The sequence below is a fragment of the Rhodococcus oryzae genome, from assembly GCF_005049235.1.
Taxonomy (GTDB): Bacteria; Actinomycetota; Actinomycetes; order Mycobacteriales; family Mycobacteriaceae; genus Rhodococcus_G; species Rhodococcus_G oryzae.
The window spans coordinates 312,480-330,620 of record NZ_SUMD01000002.1; the positions used below are offsets into that span (position 1 = coordinate 312,480).

Below are 18,141 nucleotides of genomic sequence, written 5' to 3' on the forward strand. Positions count from 1 at the left end.
GGAATGCCGGCCCAGCGGGTGCGTCAGCGTCGGTACGAGGTCAACAGCGTGCGTGCCGTCGTGGCCAGGTCGGCGTCGAGCCAGTCGGGTAGCTCGGCGGCGTGGGCGTGGCGGCGCAGCGCGGCGTACGGGAGGTCGACGACGGCACGGCTGACGGCATCGACCTCCCGGTCGCCATCCGCGCCGAGGAGGTCGCGGGCCAGGCGCCGCAGGTGCCCGAACAACGGCGCGTTCATCCGGTCGAGGCGACTGCGGAACTCCGCGTCGGGGCCGCCGTCGAGTAGATCGCTCGGACGCAGGTTGAGCAGGAGCTTTGCGTCGTCGGGCAACTCGCGACCGAACCGCACGGCTGCCACCGCCATCGCGACGCCCGCCTCGACGGGGTCCCGGTCGCCCGCGGCACCCATCACGCGCTCCTGGAATCGGGCAAGCGCGCGCAACCACGCCTCGGTGAGTACGCCGTTGCGACTGCCGAAGCGGTGGTACAGCGTGCCGACGGGTGCGCCACTCGCAGCGGCGATCGCCGCGACGCCTGCCGCGCGGGGGCCGTCGGCGAGCACGAGCGTGCGCGCCGCGTCGAGGATTGCATCGGTGTCGTGCTTGCGGGGTGGTGCCACTACTAGTACGTTCCTTCTATATGGAGCGATTGCCCTACATCGACCAGCATGCCAGAACGATCGACGCGAATCGGGATCGGGCATGGACGGCGTTGCTCAAGGTCATGTGCAAGGACCCGGACGACCCGTCCGCGCCGAGGGGCTTCCGGCTCGATTCGGCCGAAGCTCCGGCCCGGCTGGCGCTGTCGGGCAGGCACTGGTTCTCGCGTTACGCGCTGATCTTCGAACTCGACGAAGAGAGTCCGAGCCGTACTCGGGTCCGGGCGCAGTCGTGGGGGGAGTTCCCCGGCCTGCACGGCAAGATCTACCGGGCGCTGGTGATCGGCAGTGGCGGTCACCAGGTGGTCGTGCGTCGGCTGCTGCGCCAGATAGCGGCCGCGGCATGATCCCCGGGCTCGTCTGGGGCGCCACCGAGGCCGAGCGAGGGCAACCCCTGCCGTGTGACGAGCTGGGCTTCGGCGGGGTGCAGGCGGACCGGGCCATCAGCATCGATGCATCACCGCGGGTGGTCTACGCCTGGTTGTGTCAGCTGCGCGTCGCGCCCTACAGCTACGACCTGCTCGACCGATTCGGCCGCCGCAGCCCGCGCCGCCGCGACCCGGCGCTGACCGAACTCGAAGTGGGGCAACGCTTCATGTCCCAGTTCGATCTGGTGTCCTTCGTTCCCGATGGGCACATCACGCTGGTCACCGGCAAGATATGCGTCACCTATGCGGTGCGGCCCGAGGGAAGCGGAACCCGCCTCGTGGTCCGGATGCATTGCGGTGCACCGTGGGTCGTCGCGCGGGCGCTGGCGCTCGGCGACCTGGTCATGATGCGAAAGCAGCTGCTGACGCTGAAGGCGCTGGCTGAGGCGGAGCAGCGAACCCTGGCGTGACGCGCGGGTGTCGGAGGGACGCCGGATCGGGTTCGGCGTCCATCGCCTCAGTCCTTGAAGTAGACCAGCTGATGGGTCGTCGCCAGCAGCGCGCCGTCGCGTCCCCACAGCTCCGCGGACTGGTCGAAGTAGCCCCTGCGGATCTGCTGGGCGCGGGCCGTACCGAGCAGTGCCTCCTCCGACTGCTCGGCGAGCACCTCCGCGTCGGCGTGGAAGTAGACGGTCATCGAGACGGTGCCAGCAGGCATGAACTGCCCGCGGCGCAGGAAGATCCGGGGGAAGAACACGTCGCTCAGTGCGGTCAGGGCCGCGAAGTCGAGCGGACGGGCGGGGGTGTCGCGCACCCAGAGCGTCGAGACCGTGTCGGGGTGCTCGACGGCTTCGGTCGTCGGAATGCCGCCCTCGACGAACCGCATCTCGTAGTTGCGGGACCAGGCGATGAACTCGGGGAAGGAGCCGGTCTCGACGTCGTCGACAGCAGGAACGTCCGGGCGGGCGATCTCGGTGGACGACCAGGTCTCGCGGCGGGTGCCGAACACCGCGGTCGCGGTCGTCGCGACCACTCCGTCCTGGGACAGCTCGAGGGCCCAGTGCTGGGTGCTGCGGTTGGTCCGGACCGGCCGGGCGGAGATCTCGAACGCGCCCTCGGCGATGGGGCCGGCGTAGTTGACGGTCAGCGAGAGCGGATCGCCGAGCCGGTCCGGGTGCTGCTGCACCGCCCGCAGCAGGGTCGCGGCGGTGATCCCGCCGAACGGGCCGACCATGTTGGCATAGGCCGGGGAGGTGTGGCCGCTGAAACGCCCGTCGCCTGCGGGAGTGAGCTCGACGGCGGAGTCGAAGGGGTGCGGCGGGGCGATGGTCCGGGTCACGGTGGCTCCTCGTAGGCGATGACGGATCGACCCCAAGTATGACGCTTGGCATAGAAGCCGTCGGTACCGCCCTGCTGCGCGGCCCGCCTGGCAGGATCGACCCGTGACCATCGCGAACCTGACCCGCACCGAAACCGCCGCCCGATCGGCGGTGGTCACCGTCCGCGGCTATCGCGTCGAACTCGACCTCCTGGCCGCGCCCGACCACTCCCGGCCGGGCTTCCCGACGACCACGACCCTCGAGTTCGACGCCACCGCCGCGGAGACGTGGATCGACTTCATCGGGCAGTCGGTCGAGTCGGTGACCGTCAACGGGACGGCAGCCCCCGTCGAGTACGACGGCGCCCGCATCCGGGTCCGGGATCTGCGTGCGACGAACCGGGTCGTCGTCGAGGCCACCGGCGAGTACAGCCGTTCCGGCGAGGGCCTGCACCGCTTCCTCGACCCCGTCGACGGTCAGACCTACCTCTACACCCAATACGAGCCGTCGGACGCGCGCCGGGTGTTCGCCTGCTTCGAGCAGCCGGACATGAAGGCGCCGTTCACCTTTACCGTCACCGCCCCGGTCGGGTGGGAGCTGGTGTCCAATCGCCCGATCGCCACCTGCGAGGGCGACGACTCCCGGCAGACGGTGGAGTTCTCCCCCACCCTGCCGATCTCCACCTACCTCACCGCCCTGGTGGCCGGGCCCTATGCCCGGGTCGAATCAACGTGGAGCCGTGGAGATCTCACGGTTCCACTCGGGCTGCTGTGCCGCGCCTCGCTCGCGCAGTACCTCGATGCGGATACTCTCTTCGAGGTGACCGGGCAGGGCCTCGACTTCTTCGCCGAGCACTTCGACTACCCCTATCCGTGGGGCAAGTACGACCAGGTGTTCGTGCCGGAATACAACCTCGGGGCGATGGAGAATCCCGGCTGCGTGACGTTCACCGAGGCCTACGTCTTCCGGGGCGCGGCGACGGCCGCGCAGTACGAGGGTCGGGCCAACACCGTCCTGCACGAGATGGCCCACATGTGGTTCGGGGACCTCGTCACGATGGTGTGGTGGGACGACCTGTGGCTCAAGGAGTCGTTCGCCGACTACATGGGCGCGCTCGCCAGCGCCGAGGCCACGCAGTGGACCGACGCGTGGGTCGCGTTCGCGAACCGGCGCAAGGCCTGGGCGTACTCGCAGGACCAGCTGCCCACCACGCACCCGATCGTCGCGGACATCGTCGACCTGGAGGCGGCCAAGCTCAACTTCGACGGCATCACTTACGCGAAGGGCGCGAGCGTGCTCAAGCAGCTGGTCGCGTACGTCGGGCGCGACGCCTTCTTCGAGGGCTCCCGCCGCTACTTCCGGGCGCACGCCTTCGGGAACACCACCCTCGCGGACCTCCTGGCGGAGCTGTCGGCGGCGTCGGGCCGCGACCTCACGGAGTGGGCGCGTGCCTGGCTGCAGACCTCGGGGATGTCGACGCTGACGCTCGAGGAGACCGACCGCGGCCACGAGATCGTCCTGACGGACCCGCGTCCGCATCGCCTCGCTGTCGGTCTGTACGACTTCGACGATGCCGGCGACCTGGTCCGTCGCGGGCGGGTGGAGGTGGACCTCGTCGCCGAACGCACGCCGATCGCGCTCGACCCCGCTCCGCTTCGTCTGTTGAACGACGGGGACCTCACCTACGCGAAGGTTCGCCTGGACTCCGGATCGCTTGCCACCGTGGAGCGTTCACTCGACCGCGTCGCCGATCCGCTGGCGCGCGGGCTGATCTGGTCCGCGCTGTGGAACGCGACCCGCGACGGCGAACTGGCCGCCGATCGTTACCTCGCGATGGCCCGAGCGTTCGCGCCGGCGGAGTCGAACACGGCGCTGCTGGCCGCGGTGCTGTCGAATGCGTCTTACGCCATCGGGCACTACCTGCCGATCGTGGAGCGGGATCGGTGGCGGGGAGACTGGCTCGAGGCAACCTGGGCCGCAATGCAATCCGCCGAGCCCGGCTCGGGCGCCCAGCTCGCCTGGGCGCGCGCGGCGGCGACCGCGGCCACGGTCGACGACCGCCTGGCCGCCGACATCGGGGCCATCCTCGACGGGCGGGCGCCCGCACCGGACGGGTTGGCCCTCGATCCCGATCTGCGCTGGGCGCTGTGGACCGCGCTGGCCGCCACCGGACACGCAGGCGCGGCGGAGTTGGATGCGGAGCTCGGCGCCGACGACACCGCCTCCGGCCGGACCGCCCATCTGCGGGCGCTGGCGGCGCGGCCGGACGCCGAGGTGAAGGCGAGCGCCTGGGAGTCCGCGCTGAGCGACACCTCGTTGACGAACGAGCACCTCGACGCCGTCATCGCCGGCTTCCGGGCCGGTGACCGCCGCGACCTCATCGCCCGCTACGACGACGAGTACTTCGCGGCGATCGGCGAGGTATGGGCGCGACGGAGCATCGAGATCGCGCGGCGCATCGTGCTCGGGCTCTTCCCGGTGGCCGACTCGCTCGGCCCCGTCGACGCCTGGCTGGCCGCGAACCCGCACGCACCGAACGCGCTGCGCCGGCTGGTGATCGAGCAGCGTGACCACCTGGAACGGGACCTGCGGGTGCGGGCTGCGCTCGGGTAGCCGCGCAGGCCGGCCGCGAGCGGGCACAATGATCCCCGTGCCCACCGATCACGCCACACCTTTCGACCAGGCGCAGCGCCGCGCCCGGCTTGCCCGCCGACACCGGCTCGCGCCCGAGGCTCGCGCCGAGAGCGTGACGGAGGCGGCGACGAGCCTGGTGTGCCTGCACGGCACCGACCCCGCGACGATCTTCCTGTCCGCAAGGGCCAGGGTCGACGGCATGATGGTGGCGGACCTGGAACACGCTCTGTACGAGGAGCGTTCGCTGGTCAAGCACCTCGCGATGCGGCGCACCCTGTTCGTGTTCCCCAGCGAGTCGTTGCCGTTCGTCCAGGCCGGTGCCAGCGACCGGGTGGCCGACACGGAGCGGCGGCGCCTGATCAGGGAGGTGGAGAAGGCCGGCCTGTTCGAGGACGGGGCGGGCTGGCTCGGGGCTGCCGGGGATGCGGTGCTCGATGTGCTGGAGGGCAGCGCGCCGATGGCGTACACGTCGCTGCGTGATCAGATCCCACTGTTGCAGGGTTCGATGACCTACGGCGAGGGCCGGAGCTGGGGTGGGCAGGTGTCGGTCGGTCCGCGGGTGCTGACTGTGCTGTCGGCGGAGGGCCGGATCGTGCGTGCGACGAATGACGGACCGTGGCGGGCGTCGCGGAACCGTTGGGCGACAAGCGAATCCTGGCTGGGTGTGCCGATCGATCGCCGCGCCGAGACGGAAGGCGCGGCCTGGCTGATCGAGGCGTGGTTGCGCGCGTTCGGCCCCGGCACCGAGGCCGATCTCAAATGGTGGCTCGGGTCGACCGTGTCCATCGTGCGGAAGGCGTTGTCGGAGTTGGACGTCGTCACGGTCGACCTGGAGGGCCAGACCGGCTACCTGATGGCCGACGACCAGGAACACGACGATCCCGTCGAGCCGTGGGCGGCACTGCTGCCCGCCCTCGACCCCACCACGATGGGCTGGCGGGACCGGGACTGGTACCTCGGGCCGCACAAGGACCTGCTCTTCGACACCAACGGGAACGCCGGCCCGACGGCGTGGTGGGACGGACGGATCGTCGGCGGCTGGTGGCAGGACGAGGCCGGGCAGGTGGTGGTGCACTTGCTCGAGGACGTCGGTACCGAGGCCCGGCAAGCGTTCGACGACGAAGCGGCGAAGCTGTCGGCCTGGCTCGAGGGCGACAAGGTGCTCCCCCGCTTTCCCTCGCCACTGGCCAAGCTGCGCGCCTGACCGTTCGCCCTGATGGCGCGAACGGGCGGTTATCGGATCATCGTCCGAGTAGGGCGCCCGAGAACCGCCGGTTCGTCCGCAGCGATCGTGCGGTTTCGAATCTGCGACAACGGCTTTCGCTCACAGATCCGTCGCCCTTGACCTGCACGTGCACTGCGAGTACGCATAGATGCGAGGCGTTTTCGACCCCCGCTACGCGAGTGCAGCCGAGTGGTGCACCCGGCGAGGGGTGTGCGCGCAGATCTGGTGAACGCAGGGTGCTGTCATGGCTGACGTCGACGTCGACTATTGCGTTGTCGGTGCGGGATTCGCGGGGCTGACGGCGGCGCTGCGGCTCAAACAAGGCGGCCAATCGGTGGCGCTGCTCGAGGCGAGGGACCGGGTCGGCGGGCGAACCTTCACAGAAGTGCGCGAGGACGGGTCGTGGATCGACCGTGGCGGCGCCTGGGTAGGGCCAGGTCAGGACCGGATCTACGCATTGATGGACGAGTTCGGTGTGCCGAGCTATAAGCAGTACACCGACGGCGAGGCCATGATGGTGGTCGGCGGCAAGCAGCACCGGTACGAGGGCACCATTCCGTTGACGATGAGCCCGTGGGTGACGGCGAATCTCGGTGCTGTCTTCCTGGAACTGGGTTCGATGTGTAAGACGATCCCGCTCAACGCCCCGTGGGAGGCGAAGAAGGCCGCCGAGTGGGATCGGATCAGCCTGGCCAAATGGCTGGACGACAACGTCCACTCAAGGCCGGCCCACGACCTCCTCGAGACGGCGATCGCCGGCTGCTACACCTCGGCAGCCTCGGAGGTCTCGCTGCTCTTCGTTCTGTACCAGATGGCGACGGGTGGAGGTCCGAGCTTCGTCCTGGGGGTCAAGGACGCGGCCGAGGACGAGCGACCGGTCGGCGGCATGGGCGCCGTCTACCGGCCGATGGCGGCCGAGATCGGGGACGCCCTCCATCTCGGGCAGCCTGTTCGCGATATCGAGCAGGACGGGAACGGCGTGACCGTTCGCTCCCAGAACATGACCGTGCGTGCCCGGCGGGCGATCGTCGCGGTGCCGCTCGCGATCGCGAGCCAGATCCTCTACGAGCCGATGCTGCCGGTCGACCGCTCCTTCCTGCACCAGCGGATGCCGAGCGGCGCGATCTTCAAGATCGCGGTCGTGTACGAGGAGCCGTTCTGGCGGGCCGATGGGCTGTCAGGTCAGTCGGCGGCACCCGGCTCCCCCGCCACCATCACCATCGACGCCTGCACGGACGCGGCCACGCCCGGGGTGCTGTGCGTCATCGTCGAGGGCCCGATTGCCCGCGAGATCGGGCGCCTCGGCGAGGCCGAACGCCGCAAGTCGGTCCTCGGCGAGCTCACCGGACGTTTCGGCGACAAGGCCGGCACACCGATCGACTACATCGAGCAGAACTGGTCCGTGGAGCGATACTCCGGCGGCGCCATGCTCAGCCACGCGCCGACCGGGGTGCTGACGGAGTTCGGCCATGCGCTCCGCGAGCCCTGCGGTCGTATCCACTGGGCGGGCACGGAGAGTTCGGCGCAGATGTGCGGCTGGGTGGACGGGGCCGTCCGCTCCGGTGAACGGGCCGCGCGCGAGGTGACCGAGCACGACGGGCTGATCCGGGGCTGACGATGTCCTCTGGCCCGCGCGGTCGGCCCATCAGCGACCGGCGGTCGCCCGCCTGAACTCGGTGTCGGCCCGACGCAAGACGGCATTGCAGGCGTTGCACGTGTACCGGGGTTCGAGCAGGTGCTCGCCTGCGTTGTGCACGATGGTCAGGCCGGATCGCCCGTCTTCGGACAGATGCCGCGCCGCCCACGCGTTGAGCGCGGCGAACACGGGAAAGAAGTCGAGGCTTTTTGGCGTGGTGCGGTATTCGTGCCGCCGCGCGCCATCCGTGATCGGCGTACGGACCAGCATTCCGTTGTCGACGAAGTAGGCGAGGCGGTCGGTCAGGGTGACCGGCGAGATCGACCCGAGCCGGTTCTGGAAGTCGCCGAACCGGCGGTTGCCCTCGAGTGCGGCGGCGAGCAGGAAGGTCGACCAGCGATCGGCGAGCACGCTGGTGGAGTCCATCCCCGGCGCGTCACCCTTCGCCGTGCGCCGAGATCGGCGGTCGGCGATGTCGACGAGGAGCGGCGCGTCGACCTCGGTCCGCACGTCGCGGGCGGTCACCCCGATCGCCGCGCAGCCGGCGCACCCGAAAATCGGCGTGATGAGGTGCCCGCACGGCAGGTGACGAAGGTGAGTGGTCGGCCGGTCGGGTGCCCACGGTGCCCAGTGGCGGTCCCAACTCCACAACGCGACGAAGGCCAGCCACAGGTCGTCACCGAGGTCGGTGAGGCGGTACTCGTTGCGCGGCGGCGCGGTCGAATACGGGTGCGCATCGAGGATTCCGTCCTCGATCAGGCGACCCAGACGATGCGAGAGGACGGCGTCCGAGATCCCCAGTTCGTCACGTAGTTGCGAAAAGCGCTCGGCGCCGTCGAAGACTGCCCGGATGATCTGCAGATTCCATCGGTCACCCGCGATCAGCAGGGCGTGCCCCAGCGCGGACGATGCCGGGTGCGTCGGGACTGGGGACATGCCGTCAATCATCGCAAACAGCATGTGGCCGGGAACCGCGGCGGTCCGGCCCCATTCTCGGACTTTCGGCTTCTCATTAAGAAGTGATATCGGCATACGACACCTATTTCATAGGGGTATGTCCGCGTACCCAACGTTCAACTGTTGTACCGCTGGTTGATTCACTGATGCACCCAGTTGCGGAAGCAACTATGGATCTTGTAGTAACGGCAGGCCGTGGCTAACCTGAGATGCGACAACAAGGAGGAAAGATGACGAACCCCGTGTACGTGCTCGGAGGAGTTCAGACCGACTTCGCCAGGAACTGGTCGAAGGAGGGGCTCGGCCTGGTCGACATGTTTGCCGAGACGGTGCCTGCCGCCCTGGCCGACGCGCGAGTGGACGAGCGTGAGATCGGTGTGATCCACGTGAGCAACCTCGCCGGAGAACTCTTCGCGGGCCAGGCCCAGCTCGGCGGAATGGTGGTCGCGGCCGTGCCGGGCCTCGACGGCCTGCCGAGCACTCGGCACGAGGCGGCGTGTGCCTCGGGCAGCACCGCGATCCTCGCTGCGTGCGCGGACATCGAGTCGGGTCGATACGACGTGGCGCTGGTGGTCGGGGTCGAGCTGATGCGCAACGTGCCCGCGCAGACTGCCGCCGAGTACCTGGGTACCGCGGCGTGGGCCGGGCGGGAGGCGCTGGGTGTGAAGTACCCGTGGCCCGCGCTCTTCGCCGACATCGCGGACGAGTACGCACGGCGTTACGGTCTCGACCACGCACATCTCGGTCGTTTCGCCGAGATCGCTTTCGGCAATGGATCGCGCAATGGTCTTGCGCAGACCAGGGACTGGGACTTCCCGGCTGGGTCGTTCGACGAGAACGACGAGGTGAACCCGATTGTGGAGGGGATGCTCCGCAAGACCGACTGCGGGCGTATCACCGACGGAGGTGCAGCCGTGGTGCTGGCCGGGCCGAAGTTTGCGCAGGCGTGGGCGCAGCGGACCGGAGCCGACCTGGACCAGGAGGCCACGATCGCCGGATTCGGCCATCGCACGGCGACGCTGCTGCTCGCGGACAAGCTCGCCCAGAGTGCCGACCGGGACTATCTCTTCCCGCACCTACGCGGAGCCGTCGACGACGCTTACCGCCGCGCAGGGCTGGATGGGGTCGCCGATCTGGATCTCGCCGAGATCCACGACTGCTTCACCATCAACGGGCTGGTCACCCTCGAGCACATCGGTCTGGCGGACCCGGGCAAGGGCGGCGAGGTGGTGATGGACGGTTCGATCGAGCGCGGCGGCCGGCTGCCGGTGAACCCCAGCGGCGGGCTGATGTCACACGGGCACCCGGTGGGTGCCACCGGCGTCCGCATGGTGCTCGATTCTGCTCGCCAGGTCACCGGCCGGGCGGGGGACCATCAGGTCGAGAACGCCAGGCGCGCCCTCACCGTCAACATCGGTGGTTCGTTCACGACCGCGGTGGCCACGGTCGTGGTCCGGGGAAGCGGAGCGTAGCCACGCACACGACGTAGGTCTCCCGGGCGGAGCGGCTCTCGGACCGCCCCGCACCGGGAGACCTACGTTCTTCTACGCGCGGGCCTCGGCGAGCTGATCGGCGCGCACCCAGGTGGCATGGAAGCCGGAGGGAACCCGGCGCGGCAGCAGCACCCGCGCGATCGGTCCCGCCGCGACGTTCTCGGCATCGAAGATGTTGATCTCGCCCTTGTCTTCGGCCTCGTCGTTGACGAAGCAGACCAGGTAGCCGTCGGTCTCACCCGTCGATCCGTCGCGCGGGGCGAATGGTGCCTCCGAACCCCAACGCCCGGAACCGAACTTGTGCTCTTCCTTGGTGCCCGTCTGTGAGTCGAACCGCACGAGCCCGTCGAAGAGCAGGGTCGGCTCGTTGCCGAGACTCATGCTGTACGAGTACCGGTGCGAGCGGCCCATCACACGCGAATCCACGCTGGGGAACTCGATGTTGGCATTGTCGAGTTCGGTTTCGATGGTGGCGCCAGTACGAAGGTTGAAGCGGTACCGGTAGAGCTGGGCGTCGAGCCGCATGTACGCGAGCATGTTCGACAGCGGGGAGGCGAAGGTCGTCTGGTGCTGAGGGTTCTTCACCCGGCACACGTCCATGATGATCTCGTCGCCCTCTTCCCACGAATTGACCACGTGGTAGATGTAGCAGGGCTTCACCTCGAACCAGCGCACCTCGCTACCGTTGCCGTGGCGGGGAATGACCGCGAATCGAGCGGGAAGATCCTGATCGTAGAAGATCCGGTACTTGCCTGCCCGGCGCGCATCGTGATCCTGAACCAGCGGCAGATCCATCAGGATCGAGTAGTTCTCGGTGATCCCGATGTCGTGCGGAAGTCGCGGACCCGGCAGATCGATCTGAGTGAGGTGCGTCTGACGACCATCGGTGCCGATGATGCCGTAACGCAGGAAGTCCTGGTCGGGACCGTAGTCGAACCAGATCAGTTCGCCGGTGGCCTCGTCGACCTTGGGGTGGGCCATCATGTCCCCGGCAAAGGTTCCCAGGAAGTCCTGTGCACCAAGCGTTTCCAGGGACAGTGGGTCCACGGCGTAGGGCGTTCCGCAGAGGTACCAGGTCGCCAGGACCTGGCCGCGGTGGTAGATCACGTCGGTATTGGCGGAATCCTTGATCCCGAGGCCGTGTCCGTTGCCCCACGGATTGTCCTGCGGATTCTCCATCAGACCGGTCCACAGGGCACGGCCCGCCTCGGACTCATCCTGGAAGGCCTTGGTCTGGACGTACCGATTGCGGTACCGCACCTTCCCGTTCTCGAAGTGTGCGGCATGGATCATGCCGTCGCCGTCGAACATGTGATAGCGGCCCGGTGCCTCGAACTGCCGGTTCGGGCCGTTGCGGAGGTACACACCGTTGAGGTCCTTGGGGATCTCACCGATGACGGTGAGATCGTCGAGGGTGAGTTCGTCGTGGACCGGCGCGAACACCCCGAGGGTGTACGGATTGTCGTCGGTGGCGTCGACCGGGCGAGCGACGGCGATGGGGTCGCCGTTCGCGCGCGGCTGGGTGGAAGTCATGCCTGCTCCGTTTCGGTGTTGCTGTGTACAGGTCGAGAAGTTGAATGTTGTTGCGGTGCTGAGGGGTACAGGACCATCTGAGTGCAGCGGAAGAGCGCGATCGCCTTCCCGGCGCTGTCGCGGACGGTGGCGTCCCACAGCTGCGTGCGCCGCCCACTGTGGACGAGGGTCGCCTCGACGGTGACCGTGCCGGACCGCGCGGTGCCGAGATAGTTCGTCTTGAGTTCGAGTGTGGTGAATCCAGATGCCTCGGCGGGCAGCGCCAGCCGTGCGCCGACACCGCACACGGTGTCGGCCAATGCCACGACGGTGGCCGCGTGCAGATATCCGTTCGGTGCCAGCAGTTCCTCGCGAACGCGCAGTTCGCCGGTGACCTCCGACGCCGACGCCTCGAGGATGCGCATGCCGACCAGGCCAGGGAACCGCCCGTCCAGCATCGCCGTCATCTCGTCGGCGATGGGTCGGCCGGACCCGGTCGGTGTCTCGCGTGGCCTGCCGACCGGTGCACCGTCGCCATCCGGTGATGCCATTGTCAGCCGACCTTCTCGACCGCGCCGCGAATGTCGCGCCGCTGCAGCTTTCCGATCGGGTTCCTGGGAAGCTCGTCGACCGTCACGATCCGTTCCGGCAGCTTGAACGACGCCACCTCCTTCGCGCGCAGGAAGTCCACGAGGTCCTCGAGTGCGACCCCGTCGCTGGTGGCGGGAACAACTACCGCACAGCACTTCTCGCCGAGGACGTCATCGGGGTACCCGACGATGGCCACATCGGCGACGGCGGGGTGGTCGATGAGAATCCCCTCGATCTCGGCAGGAGCGATGTTCATGCCTCCGCGGATGATGATCTCCTTGCTGCGGTCGACGAACTTGAGGTACTCGCCGTTGTCCCCGCAGAGCTCGAAAATGTCTCCACTGCAGAGGTATCCGTCCTCGTCGAACGGGCTCGATGCCGCGGTTCCCTCCAGGTAGCCGGCGAAGATCGTCGGTCCCTTCAGCCGGAGCTCGCCGCGTCCGCCGACCGTGGTGACCTGTTCGCCGGTCGCCAGGTCCACCAGGCGCACCGAGGTGCGCTCGGCCACGTCGGTGGCCCACGACCTGTCCGGTGCGCCGTAGTTCGGCAGGTACTCTGCGCGGATCAGCGGGTCGGGCGTGTCAGACGGGGCGCCGAGCAGGCATACTCCCTCGTTCGAGCCGAAGAAGTTGAGCACCTCGACACCGAGCGAGTACTGCCAGTCGCGCACCACACCGGGGGGCAGCGGGGCGCCACCCGAACCCACCCGGCGGAGCGCGGACAGGTCGTATGCGGTCCGAAGGTCCTCCCGCTGCAACAGCATGGTGAGAATCGCGGGCGGCATGCTCGTGTGGGTGACGCGGTAGCGCTGGAGCTGATCGAGATAGACGGCCAGGTCCAGCGGGTGGTGGTGGACCACGTGACCGCCGCCGAGCAGCCACGGCAGCAGCGAGGTCGCGAACCCGGCCATATTGACCATCGGGAACGGGTTGAGCATGACCGTTGCCTCGTCCGTCTCCAGTCCGTCCTGAACCGCCTGCCCGACCGCGATCCAGTCACCGTGACACCGGGGCACGCCCTTGGGTGCCGCCTCGGTGCCGCTGGTCCAGCAGATCGTGATGCAGTCGTTCACCGATCGGGGCAGCGCCGCGTAGGCGCGACGCGCGGCATCGAGCGATCCGTCGGTGGCGGGGGCGGCATCCAGCGGTCGGCCACTGTTCGACGAGGGCGGGCCGAAGGTGAACACGGTGCGCAGGGAGGGCAACTCGCCGATCAGGCCGAGCGCCTCCTCGGACGGCGACCGGTCGCCGAAGCTGTTGACGGTGACAACCGCGACGGCCGCAGCGGATTCGACGATCCGCGTCAGTTCGTATCGTCGGTACGAGGCCGGCATCGGGGCCGCGATCGCTCCGAGGCGCCACAGCGCGAAGTAGGTCGCGGTCAGGGCGACGGAGTTGGGCATCAGCACGGCAACGACATCGCCGGGACCGATTCCCGACTCGTGCAGCTTCGCAGCCAGGTCATCGACGCGTGCGTCCAACTCCTGCCATGTCAGTGACTCCGGCTCGATCCCGCACAGCGCGGGCAGGTTCGTTGGATCGGTCACCGCCGGGGCGCCTCCGCGGCTCCGGACCTGGCCGTCGAGGAGGTCCAGCACGGTCAGCGGCGACCACCAGTGGTGTTCGAGGTAGTCGTCGACACGGCTGTCGGGATGGCACGGGCGTAAGCGGTTGGCGGAGGGGCCTTCCGGGAGGGCGTTCATGGCGTCCTTTCGTGCAGTGGTCTGGGGTGGCGGGTCAGCGGAGACGGCGGATGACGACGGCGGCGCCGAGCCCGAGCGCTGCCGGGATGGTCACCAGGGCGTACTCGCCGTCGATGCGGGCGAGCTGGTCAAGGGCGTTGACGAGGAGGGCACCACCGCCCGCGCCCAGGGGGTGACCGGTGGCGAGAGATCCGCCGAGCGGGTTGACCCTGTTCGGATCGAGCCCCAGCTCCCGGGTCATCACCAGGACGGACGCGGCAAAGGATTCGTTCGCCTCGATCACGTCGAGCTGTCCGGCGGTGATCCCCGCGTTCTCGAGGGCACGCCTGGAGGCGACAACGGATGCCGTGAGCAGCGGCGAGCGCACGGCGGCCTGGGCTACGCCCACCACTTCCGCGATCGGCGCGCGGCCGAGCCGATCGCGGGCGGAGGAGGACCCGAAGACCGCCATCGCCGCACCATCCGCCATCTGCGGTGCGGTGGCTGCGGTGTGCAGCCCGCCCTCCGGCCGACCGACGGCGGGCAGACGCATCGCCACCCGGCTCCACGACGGATCCTCCCCGAACAGGGGCGCGAGTCCGGCGAGTGATTCGAGGCTGATGTCCGGTCGGGGCCCCTCGTCCGAGCCGAGGATCGTGGTGGCGCCCGATCGGACCGGGATCACCGACTCGGACGGCGGGGCCGCGGCGGCACGGCGGTGAGAGGTCACCGCATATTCGTCGAGATCTGTTCGGGTAAACCCGTATTCGGCTGCGGTGAGGTCGGCGGAGACTCCGATGGTCACGTAACCCGTGCGGTCGCCGAGCTCCTCGTCGCCGAGGAAGGCCGGCCGGTCGGACAGCATCGGCACCCGCGACATCGACTCGACACCACCGGCGACGACGACATCGGCGATGCCGGACGCCACCTTGGCCGAGGCGGACTCGATCGCGTCCAGCCCCGAGCAGCACAGTCGCGAGACCACGCCTGCGCCGACCTGGTCCGGCCAGCCAGCCCAGAGCACGGCGGTACGCGCGATGTCGCCGCCCTGGTCGCCGACGGCCGTGCTGGTGCCGACGATGACGTCGTCGACCGTGTCAGTGGGCAGTCCGCGTTCCTGCAGGGCGGACAGCAACTGGGCGAGGAGTTCGTGTGACGGTACGTCGGCGAACGTGCCGCCCTGGCGCCGGACCCGCGCCTTAGGGGTGCGAACGGCATCGTAGATATAGACGCCAGATGTGAACTGGGACATGGTCACTCCCCTTCGATCTGGCGACGATCCTGGACGATGCGAAAACGCCCGGCGATGAAGGACTCGTCGGTGAGGGTCGCATTGCCTGCAGGGTTGAGGCCGGTGACGTGGTAGTCGCTGTAGGCGGCCGCGAACTGCATGGGCATCGAGGACACCAGATTTGCCGACAGGGAGGCCCCGGCATCGGCGTATGCGTCCGCCACCTCGTCGATGACGGCGTCGTCGGTGCAATAGAGGTACGAGCTGATCGCGCCGTGACTGCGGACGCTCGCGGTCGCGTGCTCCACCGCGGACGCGGTGTCGGCGGCGTCGACGAGGAACGCGACCGGGCCGAACTGTTCGCCCTCGGGAAGGGTGTCTCCCCGGCGTGGGTCGACCCTGATGACCAGCGGGGTCGCCGCCCGGGCCTGGGGGTAGTCCGGATGCGCGTACGGCAGTGGCCTGCGGACCAGGGTCCCCCTCGCCTCGGCCGCGTCGGCGAGCGCGGTGATCGAGTGCAGCGTCGCGTCGGACTGCAGCGCGCCGCAGACGGCACCGGCGCGGCGAGGTGCGCCTGCCAGATCGTCGATCGCCGCGAGGAGCGCGGTGATGACGTCGTCTCGTGCGATCACACCCTCGTCCGTGCGCACACCGGCGTCCGGGATGTAGATGTTCTGCGGAGTGGTGCACATCTGACCACTGAAGAGCGAGAGACCCCCGGCGAGCGTCCGCATGGCTGCTGACAGGTCGGAAACAGAGTCCAGGACAACGGTGTTGACGCCCGCGGTCTCGGTGAACACCAGGGTGTTCGGGACGTTTCGTTCCAGCCACGACCCGAACGTGGGGCTGCCGGTGAAGTCGACGATCCGCACCTCGGGGCTGGTCGCCAGCTGCCCCGCGACCGGGGCGTCCGCGGTGTCGACGACCAACTGAACGGCGTCGGCAGGCAGCTGCGCCTCGGCCAGCACCTCGCGGATCACGCGAACCGCGAGCGCGGTCGCGAGCACCGAGCGGGGGTGCGGCTTGACGAGAACCGGATTTCCCGTCGCCAGGTTCGCGAGGATCGCCGGGTAGGCGTTCCATGCAGGGAACGAGGCGCAGGCGACGACGAGTGCGGTGCCGAGCGGGCGGGCGCGGAATCGCTTCCGCAGCGTCACATCCGACTTGCCGAATCGCTGCTGCCACGTCACGTGTCCTGGCACCCGGGTCATGGCCGACCAGGCCATCGCCACGGCCTCAAGACCGCGGTCGAGCGCATTGGTCCCACTTCCGCTGCAGGCCATGTTGAGGCTCTGCCCTGTGGTGTGTGCGGTGACGGCCGCGAACTCCTGGCCGCGCTGGTGGATCCGGTGCAGTACCTCGAGGCACACGCCGACCCGACGCTCGACGTCGGCGTCGCGGAGGGCGGTGGCCGCGGCTGCCGCACCCACCAGCGCCTCGTCAACGGAGGGCGCGCTGTAGCTGACGTTGAGCGCCTTCGCGGTGTACGGCGAGATCTCGTCTGCGGTGATCACCGAGTCCGTGGGAGACGAAAGCGTCAGGGTGGCACCGTCGTAGGTGCCGAGGATGGCGTCGGCCTGCGCGGCGTCGGGCGGGGCGATGGGCGCATAACCGGTCCACGCGGTGCGGGTGCGGTTGGCCTCTGTCGCTGCCTGCAGCAGTTCGAGGTGGGTTTCGAAGAACATGGGCGCTCGTTCCTGTGTCAACAGATTGTGGCGAGATCAGGCAGTCATCGGGGTGGGTGTGCGGACGAGGGCGATCGTCCGCTTTGCCCGATCTAACTACTATTATTGAAGTGAACCAGCACACACAGCGGGTTGTCAACGGTCGACGATGTCGGACCGTTCGAGGGTGAGAGTTGCTTCGGCTAGCGCGGGAGCCGAGCGCCGAACGGAAACGGCTCGAAGCGCACGGACGTGCGTTTCAGCCTGGCCTCGCATCCGCGGCACCGCAGCGCCGGGAGCAACCAGGAGCCGCAGTCGTGGTGGCGGATCTTCGGACCGAGCGGGAGTGCGCCGGGGTGCGCGAGCTCTGTCCAGGACAGCAGGAAGGCGAAGATCGGGAACAATCCCCTGCCTCGCGGGGTCAGCACGTACTCGCGGCCGCCGCCGTGTTCGGCCCGGGTGAGGATCTGCACTTCGGACAGCCGTCCCAACCGCTCGGTGAGGGTCGTCGGCGAGATGCTCAGGATCGACTGGAACTCGCCGAAGCGGCGAACCCCCGACAGCGCCAAGCCCGTGACCATGGCGCTCCAGCGGTCGCCGATCGCCTCCATGACCTCGGTGAACTGCAGGTCGGCCCGGCTCACTGACGGGGCGGTGCGTGTCGACCGCCTTCGCCCGCCCCGTGCCACGAGGACCAGAGATTCGCGGTCCAGCTCGAGCCGCGCATCGCGCGTACCGACGGCGCCGCCGCAGTGCCTGCACATCATCGCCGGTGGTCCCCGGTGGCCGCAGTCGATGTGCACCAACTCGGGTTGCAGCAGCCCTTCCGGGGACCACTCGCGCTGCCATGCCCACACGCTGGCCAGGATCTCCCAGGTCGCCAGGCCGAGCTCGGTCAGCAGGTAGTCGTGGCGGTCGCCGCCGTTCGGCTGCGGCCTGCGTTCCATCAGGCCCGCCTCGACCAGCGCGTTCAGTCGTGCCGTCAGCATGGCGGGCGGAGCGCCGGTTCGGTCGATCCACTGGCTGAAGCGGCGCACGTGATCGACGAAGACCTCGCGCAGGATGGCAAGGGTCAGCCGGTCGCCGAGCAGGTCGATCGTCTGGGCAACCGGACTCGGAGGTGCGGCGGCGCCGGGTTCGGCCACGTCACCCACCTTCCGGTACTGCCTGTGAC

Annotated in this window: 15 protein-coding genes; 6 read left to right on the forward strand and 9 right to left on the reverse strand. The window is 68.8% G+C overall.

The annotated features are described in order from the left end of the window. Positions 1-23: 23 nt before the first annotated feature. Positions 24-617 (reverse strand): TetR/AcrR family transcriptional regulator, encoded by a 594-nt coding sequence (locus tag FCG67_RS04840; RefSeq protein WP_136907617.1) that lies wholly within the window; start codon positions 615-617, stop codon positions 24-26. Positions 618-637: 20 nt separating this feature from the next. Between FCG67_RS04840 and FCG67_RS04845 the strand changes: the two genes are divergently transcribed. Both FCG67_RS04845 and FCG67_RS04850 read left to right on the forward strand, forming a co-directional pair. Continuing rightward, on the forward strand, positions 638-1,003 hold the full coding sequence (locus FCG67_RS04845; protein WP_136907619.1) for a hypothetical protein: 366 nt from the start codon (positions 638-640) through the stop codon (positions 1,001-1,003). Beyond that, positions 1,000-1,494, forward strand: coding sequence for a hypothetical protein (locus FCG67_RS04850; protein ID WP_136907621.1), 495 nt, complete (start codon positions 1,000-1,002; stop codon positions 1,492-1,494). The genes FCG67_RS04845 and FCG67_RS04850 overlap by 4 nt, the downstream gene beginning before the upstream one ends. A 47-nt stretch (positions 1,495-1,541) precedes the next feature. On the opposite strand, the gene FCG67_RS04855 is transcribed toward FCG67_RS04850, so the two are convergent. Beyond that, on the reverse strand, positions 1,542-2,363 hold the full coding sequence (locus FCG67_RS04855; protein WP_136907623.1) for an acyl-CoA thioesterase: 822 nt from the start codon (positions 2,361-2,363) through the stop codon (positions 1,542-1,544). 103 nt (positions 2,364-2,466) lie between these two features. On the opposite strand from FCG67_RS04855, the gene pepN reads away from it, so the two are divergent. The 3 genes from pepN to FCG67_RS04870 all read left to right on the forward strand — a co-directional run bounded on the left by pepN (position 2,467) and on the right by FCG67_RS04870 (position 7,817). Next, positions 2,467-4,956 carry an aminopeptidase N gene (pepN, locus tag FCG67_RS04860; protein ID WP_136907625.1) on the forward strand — a complete coding sequence of 830 codons (2,490 nt, stop codon included), beginning with the start codon at positions 2,467-2,469 and terminating at the stop codon, positions 4,954-4,956. A gap of 37 nt (positions 4,957-4,993) precedes the next feature. Then, positions 4,994-6,181, forward strand: a complete 1,188-nt coding sequence (locus FCG67_RS04865; RefSeq protein WP_246044849.1) for a winged helix DNA-binding domain-containing protein — start codon at positions 4,994-4,996, stop codon at positions 6,179-6,181. A gap of 265 nt (positions 6,182-6,446) precedes the next feature. Then, positions 6,447-7,817, forward strand: a complete 1,371-nt coding sequence (locus FCG67_RS04870; RefSeq protein ID WP_136907629.1) for a flavin monoamine oxidase family protein — start codon at positions 6,447-6,449, stop codon at positions 7,815-7,817. Between the two features lie 30 nt (positions 7,818-7,847). On the opposite strand, the gene FCG67_RS04875 is transcribed toward FCG67_RS04870, so the two are convergent. Beyond that, a complete protein-coding gene (locus FCG67_RS04875) occupies positions 7,848-8,774 on the reverse strand; it encodes a winged helix-turn-helix transcriptional regulator (RefSeq protein ID WP_169310444.1) in 927 nt (308 codons plus the stop codon). 251 nt (positions 8,775-9,025) lie between these two features. Between FCG67_RS04875 and FCG67_RS04880 the strand changes: the two genes are divergently transcribed. Beyond that, positions 9,026-10,267, forward strand: coding sequence for an acetyl-CoA acetyltransferase (locus FCG67_RS04880; protein WP_136907633.1), 1,242 nt, complete (start codon positions 9,026-9,028; stop codon positions 10,265-10,267). 72 nt (positions 10,268-10,339) lie between these two features. Here the strand turns inward: FCG67_RS04880 and FCG67_RS04885 are convergent, their stop codons facing one another. The 6 genes from FCG67_RS04885 to FCG67_RS04910 all read right to left on the reverse strand — a co-directional run bounded on the left by FCG67_RS04885 (position 10,340) and on the right by FCG67_RS04910 (position 18,112). Beyond that, positions 10,340-11,821, reverse strand: a complete 1,482-nt coding sequence (locus FCG67_RS04885) for a carotenoid oxygenase family protein (protein ID WP_136907635.1) — start codon at positions 11,819-11,821, stop codon at positions 10,340-10,342. Then, positions 11,818-12,351: a PaaI family thioesterase gene (locus FCG67_RS04890; protein WP_169310445.1), complete on the reverse strand. Its 534-nt coding sequence runs from the start codon at positions 12,349-12,351 to the stop codon at positions 11,818-11,820. The genes FCG67_RS04885 and FCG67_RS04890 overlap by 4 nt, the downstream gene beginning before the upstream one ends. Positions 12,352-12,353: 2 nt before the next feature. Further along, positions 12,354-14,093, reverse strand: a complete 1,740-nt coding sequence (locus FCG67_RS04895) for a class I adenylate-forming enzyme family protein (RefSeq protein WP_136907637.1) — start codon at positions 14,091-14,093, stop codon at positions 12,354-12,356. Between the two features lie 34 nt (positions 14,094-14,127). Continuing rightward, positions 14,128-15,324, reverse strand: a complete 1,197-nt coding sequence (locus tag FCG67_RS04900) for a thiolase family protein (RefSeq protein ID WP_136907639.1) — start codon at positions 15,322-15,324, stop codon at positions 14,128-14,130. A 2-nt stretch (positions 15,325-15,326) separates the two neighbouring features. Beyond that, positions 15,327-16,988, reverse strand: coding sequence for an aldehyde dehydrogenase family protein (locus FCG67_RS04905; RefSeq protein WP_136907641.1), 1,662 nt, complete (start codon positions 16,986-16,988; stop codon positions 15,327-15,329). Positions 16,989-17,170: 182 nt separating this feature from the next. Further along, positions 17,171-18,112 (reverse strand): winged helix-turn-helix transcriptional regulator, encoded by a 942-nt coding sequence (locus tag FCG67_RS04910; RefSeq protein ID WP_136907643.1) that lies wholly within the window; start codon positions 18,110-18,112, stop codon positions 17,171-17,173. Positions 18,113-18,141 lie beyond the last annotated feature (29 nt).